14 protein-coding genes and 1 tRNA gene are annotated in these 16,344 nt (G+C 61.8%); 8 read left to right on the plus strand and 7 right to left on the minus strand.

Annotated elements, in window-relative coordinates:
• Positions 1-108 precede the first annotated feature (108 nt).
• The 4 genes from HDR50_RS11660 to HDR50_RS11675 are packed head-to-tail and all read left to right on the plus strand — an operon-like array spanning position 109 to position 4,397.
• Positions 109-2,586 carry a homocysteine S-methyltransferase family protein gene (locus tag HDR50_RS11660; protein WP_291358386.1) on the plus strand — a complete coding sequence of 826 codons (2,478 nt, stop codon included), beginning with the start codon at positions 109-111 and terminating at the stop codon, positions 2,584-2,586.
• 10 nt (positions 2,587-2,596) lie between these two features.
• Positions 2,597-3,067: a TlpA disulfide reductase family protein gene (locus tag HDR50_RS11665; protein WP_291358387.1), complete on the plus strand. Its 471-nt coding sequence runs from the start codon at positions 2,597-2,599 to the stop codon at positions 3,065-3,067.
• Positions 3,054-3,635 carry a hypoxanthine phosphoribosyltransferase gene (hpt, locus tag HDR50_RS11670; protein WP_291358388.1) on the plus strand — a complete coding sequence of 194 codons (582 nt, stop codon included), beginning with the start codon at positions 3,054-3,056 and terminating at the stop codon, positions 3,633-3,635. Before HDR50_RS11665 ends, hpt begins: the two co-directional genes overlap by 14 nt.
• Before the next feature lie 39 nt (positions 3,636-3,674).
• Positions 3,675-4,397: a zinc-ribbon and DUF3426 domain-containing protein gene (locus tag HDR50_RS11675; protein WP_291358390.1), complete on the plus strand. Its 723-nt coding sequence runs from the start codon at positions 3,675-3,677 to the stop codon at positions 4,395-4,397.
• Between the two features lie 120 nt (positions 4,398-4,517).
• Here HDR50_RS11675 and HDR50_RS11680 read toward each other — a convergent pair whose 3' ends face one another.
• Positions 4,518-5,204, minus strand: a complete 687-nt coding sequence (locus HDR50_RS11680) for a DUF533 domain-containing protein (RefSeq protein WP_291358392.1) — start codon at positions 5,202-5,204, stop codon at positions 4,518-4,520.
• A gap of 144 nt (positions 5,205-5,348) precedes the next feature.
• On the minus strand, positions 5,349-6,656 hold the full coding sequence (locus HDR50_RS11685; RefSeq protein WP_291358394.1) for a chloride channel protein: 1,308 nt from the start codon (positions 6,654-6,656) through the stop codon (positions 5,349-5,351).
• Positions 6,657-6,865: 209 nt separating this feature from the next.
• On the opposite strand from HDR50_RS11685, the gene HDR50_RS11690 reads away from it, so the two are divergent.
• Positions 6,866-7,630 (plus strand): DUF4851 domain-containing protein, encoded by a 765-nt coding sequence (locus HDR50_RS11690; protein WP_291358396.1) that lies wholly within the window; start codon positions 6,866-6,868, stop codon positions 7,628-7,630.
• An 859-nt stretch (positions 7,631-8,489) separates the two neighbouring features.
• Here HDR50_RS11690 and HDR50_RS11695 read toward each other — a convergent pair.
• The 4 genes from HDR50_RS11695 to rpoN are packed head-to-tail and all read right to left on the minus strand — an operon-like array spanning position 8,490 to position 12,027.
• Positions 8,490-8,957, minus strand: a complete 468-nt coding sequence (locus HDR50_RS11695; protein ID WP_291358398.1) for a PTS sugar transporter subunit IIA — start codon at positions 8,955-8,957, stop codon at positions 8,490-8,492.
• Positions 8,958-8,989: 32 nt separating this feature from the next.
• Positions 8,990-9,940 (minus strand): RNase adapter RapZ, encoded by a 951-nt coding sequence (gene rapZ / locus HDR50_RS11700; RefSeq protein ID WP_291358400.1) that lies wholly within the window; start codon positions 9,938-9,940, stop codon positions 8,990-8,992.
• A gap of 58 nt (positions 9,941-9,998) precedes the next feature.
• Positions 9,999-10,556, minus strand: coding sequence for a ribosome-associated translation inhibitor RaiA (gene raiA / locus HDR50_RS11705; RefSeq protein WP_291358401.1), 558 nt, complete (start codon positions 10,554-10,556; stop codon positions 9,999-10,001).
• Between the two features lie 46 nt (positions 10,557-10,602).
• A complete protein-coding gene (gene rpoN, locus HDR50_RS11710) occupies positions 10,603-12,027 on the minus strand; it encodes an RNA polymerase factor sigma-54 (protein WP_291358403.1) in 1,425 nt (474 codons plus the stop codon).
• 274 nt (positions 12,028-12,301) lie between these two features.
• Between rpoN and HDR50_RS11715 the strand changes: the two genes are divergently transcribed.
• Positions 12,302-12,388: transfer RNA gene (locus HDR50_RS11715), tRNA-Leu, on the plus strand.
• A gap of 224 nt (positions 12,389-12,612) precedes the next feature.
• Entirely contained in the window at positions 12,613-13,839 is a 1,227-nt protein-coding gene (locus HDR50_RS11720; RefSeq protein WP_291358405.1) for a site-specific integrase, read from the plus strand.
• Between the two features lie 281 nt (positions 13,840-14,120).
• Here the strand turns inward: HDR50_RS11720 and HDR50_RS11725 are convergent, their stop codons facing one another.
• Positions 14,121-14,564, minus strand: a complete 444-nt coding sequence (locus HDR50_RS11725; protein WP_291358406.1) for a hypothetical protein — start codon at positions 14,562-14,564, stop codon at positions 14,121-14,123.
• Positions 14,565-14,866: 302 nt separating this feature from the next.
• Here HDR50_RS11725 and HDR50_RS11730 point away from each other — a divergent pair.
• Positions 14,867-16,344 (plus strand): relaxase/mobilization nuclease domain-containing protein (locus tag HDR50_RS11730; RefSeq protein ID WP_291358407.1); only part of this gene is annotated, 1,478 nt, incomplete at its 3' end.

The following is a 16,344-nucleotide window of genomic DNA, read 5'->3' on the forward strand; positions in this document are numbered from 1 at the left end:
TACGGCAGCGAATCATATAATTTTGATTTGTCCTTTTCAATGTTTTTCAGTACTAAAAACGCAGGGGCGTGCTGCCCGGCTTTCGTGCGTTCACTGCAAGGATGTGACATGACCGTCTTTCCCTTTCTTCAGGCTCTGGGCCAGGGGCGCCCGCTTTTGCTCGACGGAGCCATGGGCACCATGCTCCAGGCGGCCGGCATGCCCGCGGGTGTGAGCCCCGACCAATATTGCCTGGAAAACCCGGACATCCTGAAGGGCATCCACCGCGCCTATCTTGAGGCCGGCTCCAACATCATCACCACCTGCACCTTCGGCGCCAACCCCTTCAAGCTGGCGCCCGGGCTGGATGTTTTCGATGTGTGCCGGCGCCTCACCGGCATCGCGCGCGAGGCCGCGCAAAGCGCCCCGGAGGGGCGCCCGGTCTTCGTGGCCGGCAATGTGGGGCCGAGCGGTCTTTTTGCGCGCCCCCTGGGCCCCCTTGAGCCGCGGGAACTGGTGGAAGGTTTCGCCAGGCAGATTCGCGGGCTCGCCGCCGGCGGCGCCGACCTCATCTTCATCGAGACGCAGTTCGACCTCGCCGAGGCGCGCGCCGCCGTGGCCGCTGCGCGCGAGGTCTGCGATCTGCCGGTCATGGTCTCCATGACCTTCGAGCACGGGGTGAGCCTCACGGGCTCAAGCCCCGAGATCTTCGCCGAGACCATGCAGAACCTCGGCGCGGACGTGGTGGGCACCAATTGCAGCCTCGGGCCCGACGAGATGCTGCCCGTCGTGCGCGAGCTCCTTTCCGTGTGCGCCTGCCCGGTCATGGCCGAGCCCAACGCGGGCCTCCCCGAACTTCGGGACGGCCAGACGGTCTTCCCCATGGGGCCCGAAGCCTTCGCGCAAAAAACGGCCGCCTTCGCGGCCATGGGTGCCCAGGTGCTCGGCGGCTGTTGCGGCACCACACCGGCCCATATCACGGCGCTGGCGCGCGCGGTCGCTTCCGTCAGCCCGCAGCCGCGGACCCTGCCGCGGCAGGACGGCATCGTGCTCACCAGCCGCTCGGCACTCGTGCGCATGGCCGCGGACGCGCCGCTGGCGCTCATCGGCGAGCGTATCAACCCCACGGGCAAACCCGTGCTCGCCGCCGAGCTTCAGGGGGGGCGCTTCGACGTGGCCCTGCGCCTTGCGGACGAGCAGGTGGCCGCGGGCGCGACGGTGCTTGATGTCAATGTGGGCGCCCCGCTGGTGGACGAGGCCGTCTGCCTGCCCGAGCTCGCCCAGCGCCTCATTGCCCGGCACCAGACACCGCTCTCGCTCGATTCTTCTCATACCGCGGCCATTGCGGCGGCCCTCCCCTATGCGCCCGGCTCGTGCCTCATCAATTCCATCAGCGGCGAGGCCGGCCGCATGGAGGCCCTGGGGCCGCTCTGCCGCCAGTTTGGCGCGCCCTTCATCCTTTTGCCCCTGCAGGGCAAAAAGCTCCCGGTGCGCGCGTCCGAGCGCATCCGCATCGCCGAAGACCTGCTGGAGCGCGCTTCGGCGCGCGGCATCCCGCGGCGGCTCGTGCTGGTGGACATCCTGGCCCTGGCCATTTCCTCCACGCCAGAAGGCGTCAACGAATGCCTGGAATTCGCCCGCTGGTGCCGCGCGCAAAAGCTCCCCACCACCATCGGCCTTTCCAATGTCTCATTCGGGCTGCCGGCGCGGCCGCTGCTCAACTCCACCTTCCTGAGCATGGCCGTGGGCGCGGGGCTGACCTCCTGTATCGCCAACCCCACGGCCCCGCTCATGCGCGAGACCACGGCCGCCATTGCTGCATTGCGCGGGCACGATGCCCACGCGGAGTCCTTCATCGCCGGCTTTGGCAACTGGAAGCCGGGCGAGGGGAGCGCGGCGCCCGCGGCCGGCGCCCCCGGTCTCGCGGCAGCCGCGGCGAGCCTGTATGACGCCGTGCTGCATGGCGACAAGGAGGGCGCCCCGGCCCTGCTGGAAAAGGAACTCGCCGCCGGCGCCGACCCGCTCGAGATCGTGGACGGCATCCTCATCCCGGCCATCACCGAAGTGGGCGAGCGCTATGAGCGGCGCGAGTATTTCCTGCCGCAGCTCATCCGCGCGGCAGAAACCATGCAACTGGCCTTCGGGCGCCTCAAGCCTCTGCTGGAAGAGCGCCGCGGCCCGGAAAAGCGGCCCGTCATCGTGCTTGCCACCGTGGAGGGCGATATCCACGACATCGGCAAGAATATCGTGGCGCTCCTGCTCGGCAACCACGGCTTTGAGGTGGTGGACGCGGGCAAGGATGTGCCCGCTGCGGAAATTCTGGCTTGCGCGATGCGCCACAAGGCGCGTATCATCGGGCTTTCCGCGCTGATGACCACCACCATGGTGCGCATGGAAGACACTATCCGCCTAATCCGGGAGCGCGGGCTGCCCATCCGGGTCATGGTGGGTGGCGCCGCCGTGACCAGGGCCTTTGCCGAGGCCATCGGGGCCGATGCCTATTGTGAAGACGCCGTGAGCGGCGTGCGCGCCGCCCAGGGCTTTCTCCGGGAGGATGCGGCCGGCGCCGCCTGCCCGGATGCGGGTCAACAAGGAATGGAATCTTGAGGACACTGCCATGAAACGGATCTCTCTTGCACTTCTCATCTCGCTCCTGCTTCCCTGCGCCGCGCTGGCGGCAGCCGACACCACCATCCCCACCATGGACCAGGCCGGCCTCACGGCCACGCTCCAGAAAAACAAGGGCAAGGTGGTCATCCTGAACTTCTTTGCCACTTGGTGCCCGCCCTGCCGGGTGGAGATCCCGGAGCTCGTCAAGGTGCGTGAGGCCTATCCCGAGTCCGAGCTCCTGCTGGTGGGCCTCTCGGTGGATGAGACGAGCGCGCCGGTGGTGCCCTTCATCAAGAAGGCCGGCGTCAACTATCCCGTCTATATGGCCGCGCAGGACGTGACCGACGCATACCGCGTGACCAGCGTGCCCCACAATGCCTTTTTCGCCAGGGACGGGCACCTGGTCATTTCCGAACCCGGCATGGCCGAGGCCCATGTCATCCGGGAGCTGGTGGATGAGCTGCTTGGCAAGAAATAGCCAGAGCGCGCCGGCCCCCGAAGCGCAAGCGGCGTCCGGCGGCAGGCTTGTCACGGTTTTCAGCGCGGAGGACATCGCCGGCCGTGTCCGCGGCATGGCGGCGGAAATCGACGCCTGCTACGGCGACGAGCCTCTGGTGGCTGTCTGCGTCCTCAAAGGCGCCTGCATCTTTTTCAGCGATCTCGTGCGCGCCCTGCGCAACAGCAAGCTGGAGCTCGAGTTCATCCGCATCGCCAGTTACGGTATGGGCACGGCCAGTTCCGGGCAGGTGGTATTCAGCAAGGACGTGGAGAACGACATCCGCGGCAAGCATGTGCTGCTCGTGGAAGACATCGTGGACAGCGGGCGCAGCATGCGCTTCGTGCTGGACACCTTTGCGGCGCGCGGGCCGCGCAGCCTGCGCGTTGCCGCCCTTGTCAACAAGACCGGGCGCCGGGAGAAGGAAGTGTCCGTGGATTTTATCGGCTTTTCCCTCGATTCCGGCTTTCTTGTGGGCTATGGGCTGGACTATGCCGAACGCTACCGGGCGCTGCCCGGTATTTACGAGCTGGAGCCGGCCAAGGGCTAGAGGCCTCCTGGCCGTCAACGTGCTTTCTGGAGTCATGGCATGGAAGTGAAATGTCCGCAGTGCGCGAGCCGGTTCAACCTGCCCGATGCCGCCGCCAAGCCGGGCGCCAAGTTGCGTTGCGCCGTCTGCAAGACCGTGTTTTCGCTGCCCGGGCAGCCGGAGCCCGCGGCAGCCTCGCCAGCCCCGCAGGCGCCGCGCAAGGAAGCCCCGAGGGAGCCCCTGCCCGAGTTCAGCCGCAAGCGTGGCGGCCGGGGCAAGCTCTGGCTGGTCCTCGTGCTCATCCTGCTGCTCGCTGGCGGCGGGGCCGGCGCCTGGTTCTACTTTTTCCACCAGAAGGAGACGCCGCCGAGCGAGGCGGACATCGCCAAGAAGGTGGAGCTGCTCACCATGCGCAACGTGCGCCAGTACAATGTGCTCAATGAAAAGGTGGGCAAGGTCTTCGTCATTGAGGGGCGGGTGGTCAACGAATTCCCCGAGCCCAAGGAGCTCATCGCCCTCGAGGGCGCCATCTACGACAAGGACAAGAAGCCGCTGGCCGTCAAGAAACAGCTGGCGGGCACACAGCTTTCGCTCTTCCAGCTCCAGGTGTTGAGCGAGAAGGAGATGGAAGCCTTCCTCAACAACAAGGTCGAGATCCTGACCAACAATACCAATGTCCCGCCCGGCGGGGAAGTACCTTTCATGATCCTGTTCTATGACCCGCCGGATGATGTGGCGGAATTCGGCGTCAAGATCGTGGATGTGAAGGACGCCGGCAAGTAGAAGGCTTTTCCGGCCGCGCAATGCCGGATGTTTTGGAGACCAAAGGAGCCCGACGGCAGTACCGTCAGGCTCCTTTACATATGCGGTCACGCTGCGAGCGCGCCGCCGTGACAGCTTTTGTCAGCAGCTCTGCTGGATTGCTGTCAGAAGTGCCGCGCGGGCCTGTGCGGCCTCGGCCTCCAGCTCGCCCTTGCGGCCGGCGCCGATGCCGAGGCTCTGCGCCAGGGCGTCCAGATAGCCGCGCTCCATGAAGTGGTCGATGTCGATGACCGAGCAGGAGAGCCGGTACACATCCTCGGCCTGTTCGGGCGTGCGCGTCTGCGCGGCGATCTTCGCGGGGTCGATGGTCTCGCTCTGGATGCGCTCAAGGACGACGCCCGCATCCTGATTGCCCAGCATGGTCTGGAGCACCTTCTGCATCCGCTGGCGCTCGGTGGCGTCGATGTTGCCGTCGGCGCGCGCCGCATAGACCATGGCGCGCATGACGAGTTCGGCCGTGGGGTCGGCGGCGTCCACACCGGCGCCCCGGCTCCGTTCCTCCGCCTGGGCGTCCGCCTGCTGGCCGGCCGCCCATTTGCGGTAGAAGTTCCACGCAACGGCGCCGGCGCCGGCGAGCGCCACATTCTTGAGCAGGTCGCCGGAGGCGAAGTTGCCGAGCACGGCGCCCAGGGCGCCCGCGCCGAGCAGGCCGCCGAGCCCGCCCGGGGTGCTGTTCCCGAGGTCGCGGGCCGCGGATTTCGCCTGGCCGGTCAGGATCTCCAGGGCGGAGCCGAAGGAATCTGTATTGAGAACGTCAAAAATCGACATGGTTTTCTCCTGTGCAAAGGGTTTCTGTGGCCCGGCGCGATTCGCGCGGGGAAGTCGCCGCGCCCCTGCGTGGCCGGCTCCCTGCCTTATCCTAAACAAGAAGGCGCGGGCCGGCAAGAAGGGGCCGAAAAGCCGGCCCCGTCACTAGACGGGCCGCGCCCGAATGCCGCGCGCGAGCAGCACGGCCACGCAGGAGGACACGAGCAGCCCGGGCGTGGCGGTATAGGCGCCCGTCATCTCCAGCACGAGCACGATGCTCGTCAGGGGCGCGTGCTCCGCTGCTGCAAAAGCGCTCGCCATGCCCATGGTGATAAAGGCCCCCATGCCCCCCCCGCCGGCGATGCCTGCTGCCGCAAAGCCCATGGCGCAAAGGCCCCCGGCCACGCCGCCCAGGGCGAGGATGGGCACCATGACGCCCGCGGGCACGCCCGACCCGTAGCAGAAGGCCGTAAACAGGAGCTTGGCGCACAAAAAGGCGAGCAGGATGGAAGCCACGGTGCCGGCTTCCATGGCGGTGAAGATGGAAAGCCCCTCGCCGGTGGCCTGCGGATAGATGAACAGCATGACGGCCGCGCCCAGGAAGGGGAGCAGAGGCCTCAGCATGACGGGGAAGCGGCGCCCGCGCGCGTAGAGCGCCAGCGAGCGGCGGAGCATGCCGGCATAAATGACGCCCACAAAGCCGGCGCCCAGCCCCACGAGGATGCTGTTCCAGAGATAGCGGAGCTCGGGGAGGGCGCTCCCCTTGAGGGGCAGCATGAGGCCGAGCCCGAAAACACAGGTGGCGGAAAGATAGACGCCCAGGGCCGCGCCGAGCATGAGGATGAGCAGGCTGCGCGTGATGCGCTCTTTCAGCACCTCGATGACATAAAAAATGCCGGCAAAGGGCGCGCTGAAGGCCCCGGCGAGGCCCGCTGCGCAGCCGCACAGGACGAGCATGCGCCGTTTGGCCGCGTGGGTGGCCGCATCTCCTCCGCCGTCCAGGCACGCCAGGCCGAGCGCCGTGGAGGCGCCCATCTGGATGCAGGGTCCTTCACGCCCCACGGATAGACCGCAGGCCATGACGAGCCAGGTGCCGAGGAACTTGGGCACAAGGATGCGCGCCCAGACATGCTTTTGCGGGCCGGCCAGGGCCTGCGTCACCCAGGCGCCCGCCCCGGAGCGGATGGCCGGGTCGCGCATGAAATAGCCGGTGATGAGGGCGGCGATGACAGCGGGGATGAGCCAGAGCAGGCACTGGAGCGGGTCGCCCGCATGAGCGCGGAACCAGCTTCCCACGGCGTTGAAGGCCATGCTGGTCGTGATGCGGAAGACCGAAATGACGCTGCCCGAGAGGAGCCCCACGACGAGCCCCCACAGGGCAAGCCGCATATCCCCGCCGACGCTGCTGTCCCCGCCTGGGGCCGGAAAGTACAGCACGCCGCCAATGCGCTGAAAAATGGATGCGTCTTTCATGAGCCGCTCCTGCCAGGGAGGTTCCCGCGGGTGCAGTGCTTCAAGCCGCCGCGCCCCGCTGCACCAGCATAGCGTCTTCACGCGCATTTTCCAATGCTCTTTGACGCGCCGGGCCGGATTTGCATGGCGTTCTTCCTTGGCATATGTTCGGTGAGGCGGCTGGCGATGCGCAGGCCGTCTTCATGGCGAAGAACACAGGGAGAATGAACATGAAAAACGCTGCTCCGCGCCGCTTCACACCATCTGCCTTCTTGCTGGCCCTTGTCCTTATGGGCGGCCTTCTGGGCTGCGAAGGTGTCCTGCAAAGGGGCATGCTCGGCTCGGCCTATGTGTCCACCGCCCGGCCGGACATCGCCATCGAGGCAAAAAATATGCCTCTGATGACCGCTGGCCGCGGCTCCGCGAGCCTCATCTGGAGCGACATGCTCGGCGGCCTGCCCATCCAGATGTGGCTTGCCGTGTATGGCGAGGGGGGGCTCGCGCCCATGGCCATCGCGGCCCAGGCGGCGGTGCCCCAGGGCTGGTACTGGGACAGCATCACTCGCCATTTCCAAAGCGTGGATGAAGCCGTGGAGGTGTTCGGCGGCGTGGGCTACCAGGCGTGCACCTATATCGTTGACCCGGCGCGAGACCCCTTCAGCGGCCTCATGACCACCGTCAAGCCCGACGGCAGCCCGCAGCTCTGGATGGCCCGGTATTTTGCCGCGCGCTTCAACTTTAACGATGACAAGATCATCATGGAATACCGCGAGCCGCTGCCGGATGGCGTGGAATCGCTTTCGGCGCTGCCCCTGGGTTACGGCGACCTGCTCGCCGGCTTCGAGCAGCGCGCCCGGGAAGCCTTTGTGGTCAGCGTGGCGCCGCAAAATCTCGCCGGGCTCAATACCGGCTACATCCAGGGCATCCTCTGGCAGTACATGGGCCAGAATTTCCTCGGCACGGCCTCCAAGTATGACATCTATAACCTCAACTAAACCCGACTGGGCTCGCATCGGACTTTTGGCCCGGTGCTGCCAAACTACAGAAAAAGGGGGCTGCAAAGCTCCCTTTTTGTTGTAGGAAGAAATCCTCCCGCCAGGGGGAGGTTCAAAAAACTTATAGCTTTAAGTGTGTAATGAAAACTCCTTTTGATTTGTCACTCTGGAAAAGCGGTCTGGCAACTGCACTCTGCAAACAAATCAAAAGGAGGTCACAACGTGTGGCGCAAAGAATTGAGTGCACACCAAATGGAATTGTAAATATCACATCGTCTTCGCCACTAATATCGCCGACACAGGCTATATCGGTGCCGTTTGGACCAAGAACTGGCGTCCTCCTACAGGATAATGAGGTTATCATTTTCTGACTGTGTATATACTCAGTCCCTGATCAGCGGCCACAGCGGCAACAGATTTTGTCACCAGCTTGCGCACCAATTCTTCTCGGCCTCGTCCTGTAAGTTTGGCATTCTTGGGGTGATTCCCTCTTTCCTTCCAGATTGTAGTTGTGTGCCGCTTTCGGCCCTGTCGGATTGAAAGAGGTCGAACAACCGATTGAAACATTCCAGCGCGGCAGGCATCTTCTCGGCGCATGCCAGCAGGTTGGCCTGAGGTACAGACGGCCCCGAAAAGGGGAAGGCGCCACTCTTTGCATATATCACGCGAGGAGAAACCGTCAGCCGAACCTGTGCGCGACATCGAAAAAGTGCTACTTGTCGCAGGCGCGCCGGGGATGTTCGCGAGGTTTACAAAGTTGCTTGGCTGCGCGAAAGTGCCGGGCGCTCGCGTACAGCCGGGGATGCTCATCGAGCATCACCCTGTCAAAACTTCAAGCTATACTTGTAAACGCCCCCGCTCAGGCCTTGTCCTCGGACGCGCCCGGGCTCTCCGTCTTTTCCCGGTTCTTGTTGCGCAGCATGTCGCCCGCCACAACGATGCCCCGCATGCCCGCGTCGCCCGCCTGGCGCGCCAGCTCTGCCAGCGGCGTGTCTCGCGAGGTGCAGACCTTGAGCAGCATGGGCATGTTGACGCCCGTCACCACCTCGACCTGATGGTTGCCGAGCAGCGAGAGCGCGAGATTGGCAGGCGTGCCACCGAACATGTCGGTAAGGATGATGACCCCGGCCCCCTTGTCCAGCCTTTGCGCGGCGTCTTCGAGGCGGCGCACCGTCTCGGAAACTTCATGTGCCGCATCAACACTGATGGAGCTGCAATCGCTCACGGGCCCGAGGATGAATTCCGCCGTGCGCAAAATCGCCGAACCATAATCCCCGTGTGAAACGATGATGATCCCCACCTGTGGGGAAGTGTCTTGCTCTGGCATGTCAAGCCTCGAATGGCGTCGGCCTTTTGCTCTCAGCCGAGTTCAAGATGTCGGTGCTCAAGGGATACAGGATAGCCCGCCTGGCGCACGCCCTGCGCCAGGTGCTCGGCCATGGCGACGGACCGGTGGCGCCCGCCCGTGCAGCCGAGCGCGATGGTCACGCGGTAGCGTCCCTCGCTCTCCATGAGCGGCAGGAGAAAGAGCAGCAGGTCAAGGAGCTTGGCCCCGTATTCCCGGGCTTCGGGCGACGCGAAAACATAGTCGGCCACGGGCTTGTCCCGGCCGCTCAGGGGGCGCAGGTCTTCCACAAAATAGGGATTGGGCAGGAAGCGGAGATCGAAGACCATGTCCGCCTCATGCGGGATGCCGTACTTGAAGCCAAAGGACATGATATTCACGCGCAGGGTGCGCCCCGAGCCGCTCTCACTGCTCCAGCGCTTCTGGATGGCGCGCCTCAGGTCGTGGATGGAAAAGCGCGAGGTGTCGAGAACCAGATCCGCCATGCCACGCAGAGGCTCCAGGCGCTCGCGTTCCGCATGGAGCGCAGCTTCGAGGCCCATGCCCTCCCGCTCCAGCGGGTGCGGCCGGCGCGTGGCCGCATAGCGGCGCATGAGCGTCTTGTCGTCCGCCTCAAGAAAGAGCAGTTGCGGGCGGATGCCCATGCGCGAAAGCTCGCCCAATGCGGTATGGAGCTCTTCGGGAAAATTGCCCTGGCGGATGTCCATGCCGAGGGCGATACCCTTGAAATGCCGCATGGAGTCGCGCTGCATCATGGCCGCCATTTCTGTGGCCAGGCTTGCCGGCAGGCCGTCCACGGCCAGATACCGCAGGTCTTCAAAAACGCGCAGGGCGGTACTTTTGCCGGCGCCGGAAAGGCCCGTCACGATGCTGACCCGGGGGCTCTCCCCGCAGGGCACCGAGGCGCCCGCCGCGGGCGACGGCTGTACGGCCGTGGCCGCATTTTCAGGAACGGAACGGGGCATCGCAGTCCTCCCCGTTGTGCCGGCCCGCGGGCGAACTGCGGGCCGGCAGGCACTGTGGCTAAAGGATGGGGTCGATCAGCGCGTACCCGCTCGTCCGGCGCCGGTAGATGACGTTGACGCGCCCATTTTCCGCATTGAGGAACACGAGGAACTCGCCCCCGATGGAGTCGAGCTGCATGAGCGCCTCGTCCAGATGCAGCGGCTTGGGCGCAAAGCGGTCGGTGCCGACCACGGCCGCGTCGTCCGCTGCCTCGGCCACGTCGGTGGCCTCGCTGTCGAGGTTGTAGGTGAACACGTCGATCTCGGCGTTGCGTGCCTTGCGGCGCTGCTCCTTGACGCGCGAGACCTTGCGCTTGATCTGCGATTCAACCTTGTCCGTCACGAGGTCGATGGCGGCGTACATGTCCGGGGCCTGCTCAGTGGCGTTGATATGCAGCCCTTCGCCGCTGACATTCACCTCGCAGCGGTGCCGGAACTTGTCCACCGTGAGGATGACATTGACCTCCAGCCCGGCCGCCTTGCCGAAAAAGCGGCCCAGTTTTTCCATGCGGCGGCGCGCATATTTCTTGAGGTGGTCGGACGCCTCGAAATTCTTGAACGCGAATGAGATATTCATGGTTCCTCCTTGGGATGCTTCGGATGGCTGGCCGCGCGGGCCGGTTTCAGAAATGTTCCTTGCGCCTCGAGGACGAGGGGATGTCCAGCGCGGTGCGGTATTTGGCAACGGTGCGCCTTGCGATGTTCACCTTCAGGCGCTCCTTGAGCATTTCGCCTATGCGTTCGTCGCTGAGGGGATTCTTGGGGTCTTCCTCGGAAATGAACTTCTTGATGAGCGCCTTGACGCTCTCGGAGCCCACCTGGCTGCCGTCGTCCAGTTCAAGGCCACTATTAAAGAAAAACTTTAACTCAAAGATGCCGTGCGGCGTGGCTACATACTTGTTGGTGGTGATGCGGCTCACTGTGGATTCGTGCATGCCGATGTCGTCCGCAATATCCTTGAGGATGAGCGGCGCGAGCTTGGTGACGCCGTCTTCAAAGAAGGGCCGCTGGTGGCGGACGATGCTCTCCATGACCTTGTACAGGGTGCGCTGCCGCTGGTAGAGGCTCTTGATGAGCCACGAGGCGGAGCGGACTTTTTCCGCGCAATATTCCTTTTCCTTTTCCGAGGCGCCTTCCATGTCCATCTGCGCGAGAGAAGAGAGCTGGAGCTGAGGCAGGCCGTCCTCGTTGAGCAGGATGACGAAGTCATCGCCCATCTTGTAGACGAACACATCCGGGCTCACATAGGTGGGCTCGCCGCCGCCGAAACCGGCGCCGGGCAACGGATCAAGGCTCTGGATGATGTCCAAGTACTCGCGCAGTTCCTCCATGTCAAGGTGGAATTTCTTCAAAAGCGGCTTGTAGCGCTTGGCCTCGAGGTCTTCCAAGTGCGATTCCACGAGCTCGCGGAGGATGGGGTCGCGGTCATAGCCGAGATTTTTCAGCTGGATGAGCAAGCACTCGCTGGCGTCACGCGCGGCCACGCCCACGGGGTCGAACTGCTGGATGCGCTCCACCACCGGGCGCACGGCAGCCGGGTCGCAGTGGGCGAGTTCCGCAATCTCCTCATCCGTGGCCGCCAGATACCCAGAGGAAGAAAGATTGCCGATGATGACCTCGCCGATAGCCTTCTGCTCGTCCGTCAGCGGGGAGAGCCGCAACTGCCAGAGCAGGTGCCCCTCAAGGGTGGGCTTGGCGGCATAGCGGGCCTCAAGGGGTGAAATCTCCTCCGCGGCCTCGAATTCGCGGGACTGAGAATCCCGCGGCGTGCTCGCGAATTCGCCCATGTAATCTTCCCAGGAAGCGTCCTTGGCGAGCTCCCGGTCATAGGCTTCTTCCTCGATGCCCTCGCGCTGCTCGGCCGGCGCCTGGTCGCTTGGGTCCTCGCCCGAAAATTCTTCGAGGAAGGGATTTTCCAGCATCTCCTGCTGGACGGTCTCCAGAAGCTCCACGCGCGAAAGCTGGAGCAGCTTGATGGCCTGCTGCAACTGGGGCGTCATAACCAGTTGCTGCGCGAGCTTCATTTGTTGGCGGAGTTCCAGAGCCATTGTAAGTTATGTCCGTCCTTGCCGTGAGTTGCCGGTGGGACAAATGGGACCAAAGCCGCAGCCGGGCGCGGTTTCGGCGCCGCGTTTCAATAAGTGTGCCACACATAAAAAAAGAACGCAACCAATGGGCGCCAGTGGGAGGGGAGGGGCCTCATCTTGGTGTCCCGCCACTACCTACTGTCCCAGCGGTTGCCCTTACCTCTTAAATCTGGATTGACCCATACGGAAAAAATACTTGCCAAGACGGACGAAATCCGCTATGTTTCCGACTCGTGCCGAAGTGGTGGAATTGGTAGACACGCTAGGTTCAGGGTCTAGTTCCCGTTCGGGAGTGGGAGTTCGAGTCTCCCCTTCGGCACCACCAAAGAGTCCAAAAAAGTCCCGCAAGGTCTAAAAAGCCTTGCGGGACTTAGCTTTTTGGGAAATGGGTTGTCCAACAGGGTGTGGTGAAAACCAGGGACAAATCGCAAAAAAGACGGTATTAGGAACGGTACGAGCCGAAAAGGAGGAAAGGCGCCCAGAAAAATACCGTCAACCCGAAACCCCTTGCCAGCAAAGGATTTGAGCCATGCCACTGAACGACACATGCTCAGGAATTTGAAGTCCGACGGTACTCCGGCCAAGCTCGCCGACTCTGAAGGGTTGTACCTCTATCTCTCCGCTTCCGGGGGAAAACTCTGGCGGATGGACTACCGTTATGGTGGGAAGCGAAAGACGCTCAGTTTCGGCGCGTACCCCGCAATTTCCCTGAGAGAAGCCCGGCGCAAGCGTGACAAGGCCAAGGAACTGCTCGCCAATGACATCGACCCCGGCGCGCAGAAGAAAGCCGCCAAGGAAGAAGCGGCGGCTGCCGCGCGGGAGCAGGCGCTTACGTTCGCCGTTGTGGCCCAGGAATGGTTCGCCACAAAACAGGACTCCTACGCGGCCACCAATATCAAGAAAAAACAGTGGCTCATTTCCCTTCTCAATGAGCGCATCGGCGAAATGCCCATCACGAAGCTCACCCCCGGAGATATTCTTGGAGCGATACGACCGGTGGAAGCGGCGGGCCATTCGGTAACGGCGCACAAGCTGGCCGAAACCGCAGGGCAGGTCTGCCGCTTCGCCAGAACGTGCGGCTATATCGTTTACAACCCGGCGGACGGCCTCAAGGAAGTCCTCAAGCCAATCAGGACAAAACACTACGCCACCATGACAGACCCCGCCGCTGTGGGGTACCTCCTGCGCTGCATAGACGAATATCAGGGTGGGGTCGTTGTGGGTTATGCGCTTAAGATACTGCCCTATCTGGCGTTACGGAGCGCCGAACTTCGCGGCGGAAGATGGTCGGAAATTGATCTGGACAAGGCGCTCTGGATTGTGCCCGCAGCCAGACGGGAAAATGCCAAGGACGGCGGCGGTATGAAGATGCGAATCGCCCATGCCGTGCCGTTGCCCACCCAGGCCGTCAAACTTTTCCGCGAGCTGCACCTGCTCACAGGTACCGGCGAACTCTGTTTTCCGGGACGCCATTCAGCCACGCAATGTATTTCGGATATGGCGCTTTTGAACGGTATCCGCAGGATGGGTTTCAGCAAGGAGGAAATGACCATCCACGGTTTCCGCGCCATGTTCTCCACCATCCTGAACGAGAAAAAGCTGGAATGGGGCTTTGACGGCGACATCATCGAAGCCCAGCTTGCCCACAAGGAGCAAAATACCGTTCGGGATGCCTACAACCATGCGTCCTATCTCGATAAGCGCCGAGAAATGCTTCAAAGGTGGGCCGACTATCTTGACGAACTGCGGAGCCAGAGCGTGAATAAAAACTGAGATACTTCTGAAAACAAAACTCCTCGTTTTTTGGAGGCAGGGCGCTGTGGCTATGGCTGCATTGCCCTGCCTTTTTCTTTGGCCAAATCGTATGAACCGCCAGATGGGAACTGGCCCAAATGAAGGCTTCTGAGCCTTATATTCGTTTGAACTTGAGGTATTACATTAAAAAATAGAATCCCCTTTTTCCGGTTCAGGCAATGGCCAATCAAGGCCAAGGATTTTTTGCCTTTTCCCACGCCGTCCGTATTGCCTCCGATGGAGGAACATGGGGCGTTAATTTACAACTCTCCTATGGGGGTGTCTGAGACTATCGTGAAAGTCCCATAACGAAGCGGCTCAGGTTTCGGCGTGGGCTTTGCCTCATTCTCCGATGAAGGAGTGGTGTCTTTTGCCACCTCGGCGTGTACTGTTTTCTGGGGCGTGCTGTTTCTCTCATCACCGCCCCCCTTTTTCCCGGCCCCCAAATCCCTGTTTTCCTCATCCTCCTCCGCGGGTTCCTGATAGCGGGCAATCAGGCGTTCGGGGATGATGATACCGACCTTTTTCAAGAGGTCGCATAGCTCTTTTGGAGTGTAACCTTTCCTGAACGCCCGCTTGAGATCCTTTTCAAGAAATGCCGCCGCTTCCTCACGGGAGCAGCGAGTATCCTTCACCGGCAGTTCTTTTAAAATCTTTTGGGCCGTCCTCAGTTGCTCCGGTCTGATTTTTCCGACTTTCCCCACGGCTGTGCCTCCTTTGGCAAAGATTGAGGACAGCATAACGAAAATTTTGCCACCCCTACAAAAAAGCCACTGCACGTCGGGGGTTCTTTGTGGCAAGATGACACCAGTGCTACGCCCTGGTGTCATCTTGCAAAAGGGGCACGCCCCTCTTGACTCCCCAATGGCGCTCGGCGCTACGCTTCTCGCACCTGAAAGCCAGAAAGACATGAAAGGCAAAAAGACATCGGGGTCGGCTAGAAAGCTGGGCTGTCACCAGGGCGAGACGTGGCCCTTGAGGGTTTGAAAAACAGGCCAGGTGTCCCATGGTAGTCAAGAAAATTAAGTACACGAAAAACGCCAAGCCCAAGGAATGGCAGATCGGTGACCTGGTGGACTATATCCGCAATCCCTCAGTGAAAAATCGCGGTGAAAAGATTGAACATGCGGGAGGCCGTAATTTCATAACCGACACCCATACGGCGCAAAAACTTGAGATGATTGCCCTGGCAAGAGAGACCGTCAGGAGCAAGATGCCAGTTAATCACTGGGTATTTTCCTGGCCCGAAGGCGAGCAGCCCACGCACGCTCAAGTTGATGAATTGGTGGATATTTTCTTGGAAAAAATGGGGTTGAAAGACCATCAGGCCATCTATGGCCTGCATTGTGACACGAGAAATTATCATGTGCATATCGCCGTAAATCGTGTGCATCCTGAGACCTTAAAAGTGGTTCGCACCAACAACGGTTTTGACATCAGGGAAGCTCACAAAATCAAGGCGTTCATCGAGAAGAAGCAGGGATGGTCGGAGCTGGCGAACGCCCCATTTGTGTACACGGAAGATGGCGAGCTGGCAGAAAGAAAGCTCCTCGATTCCGCCGTGAAACCGACCCCGAAAGCACAAAATTTTGAGCGGGCGACCGGTGAGAAATCCGCACAGAGGATCGCCCAGGAACGCGGCCACGAACTCATCAAGAACGCAGAGTCATGGGCCGAACTACACGCCGGTCTGAAGCAGGCAGGGCTGCGCTTTGAAAAGAAGGGTTCAGGCGCGACAATTTGGGTCGGGGAGCAAGCGGTGAAGGCATCTTCGGTTGATCGCGCGTTCAGCATGGGAAAACTTTGTAAACGTTTGGGCGAGTTTGTGGGAGGAGATTACGAGGACATAGCACCAAGCCCTGCGCCTGAGCCGCTCTATCCGGCCCTGCGGCCCGCATGGGAGATGTACCGAGGCGCTGTATGTGCCGAAAGGGCAGCCAAGAAAGAGCTTGAGGAAAAAGTCAGGGATGAAGTGAACCGCCTCAAGGAGCTACAGGCCAGAGAACGCGGGGAGAAGCTAGCCAAAATTGCTAAATATGGGGTGCCATTTTTAAATATTGGCCGCCACTGCCTGAAACTCGAACATGGCGAGCAGTTGAAAGATCTGCGGGCCAGCTTGAGAGCGGCGTTGCCGTCCCGAAGGATAAAACGCTTTTCTGACTGGCTGAAAACCCAATGCAGACCGTCTAATCCGCTTTATGCCGTTACGCATGAAGAGAATGGTAAGCCCAGACACACCCCCACCCCCCTGTCCACCGAAGCCGCGTCATTGCCACAGGCCAAACTGTTCATGGAGTATGAGAAAACCGTCAATGCGGAGCGCTACCGGGTAACAGCCATTAAAATGGACACAAACGGCGAGAAGAAGGTGATGATCCTGGACAAGCAGAACGGGGAGAGCCGGGGCTTCACTCCAGAAGAATTGCTCAACCGGATGCCGGAAATCGTGAACTTGGCAAGACGCGGCGAAAATATCTACTACAC

This window comes from Desulfovibrio sp. (genome assembly GCF_014803725.1).
GTDB lineage: Bacteria > Desulfobacterota > Desulfovibrionia > Desulfovibrionales > Desulfovibrionaceae > Desulfovibrio.

Coding starts and splice junctions, on each gene's coding strand:
- HDR50_RS11660 (WP_291358386.1), top strand. CDS start 109: ATGACCGTCTTTCCCTTTCTTCAGGCTCTGGGCCAGGGGCGCCCGCTT.
- HDR50_RS11665 (WP_291358387.1), top strand. CDS start 2,597: ATGAAACGGATCTCTCTTGCACTTCTCATCTCGCTCCTGCTTCCCTGC.
- HDR50_RS11675 (WP_291358390.1), top strand. CDS start 3,675: ATGGAAGTGAAATGTCCGCAGTGCGCGAGCCGGTTCAACCTGCCCGAT.
- HDR50_RS11680 (WP_291358392.1), bottom strand. CDS start 5,204: ATGTCGATTTTTGACGTTCTCAATACAGATTCCTTCGGCTCCGCCCTG.
- HDR50_RS11685 (WP_291358394.1), bottom strand. CDS start 6,656: ATGAAAGACGCATCCATTTTTCAGCGCATTGGCGGCGTGCTGTACTTT.
- HDR50_RS11690 (WP_291358396.1), top strand. CDS start 6,866: ATGAAAAACGCTGCTCCGCGCCGCTTCACACCATCTGCCTTCTTGCTG.
- HDR50_RS11695 (WP_291358398.1), bottom strand. CDS start 8,957: ATGCCAGAGCAAGACACTTCCCCACAGGTGGGGATCATCATCGTTTCA.
- rapZ (WP_291358400.1), bottom strand. CDS start 9,940: ATGCCCCGTTCCGTTCCTGAAAATGCGGCCACGGCCGTACAGCCGTCG.
- raiA (WP_291358401.1), bottom strand. CDS start 10,556: ATGAATATCTCATTCGCGTTCAAGAATTTCGAGGCGTCCGACCACCTC.
- rpoN (WP_291358403.1), bottom strand. CDS start 12,027: ATGGCTCTGGAACTCCGCCAACAAATGAAGCTCGCGCAGCAACTGGTT.
- HDR50_RS11720 (WP_291358405.1), top strand. CDS start 12,613: ATGCTCAGGAATTTGAAGTCCGACGGTACTCCGGCCAAGCTCGCCGAC.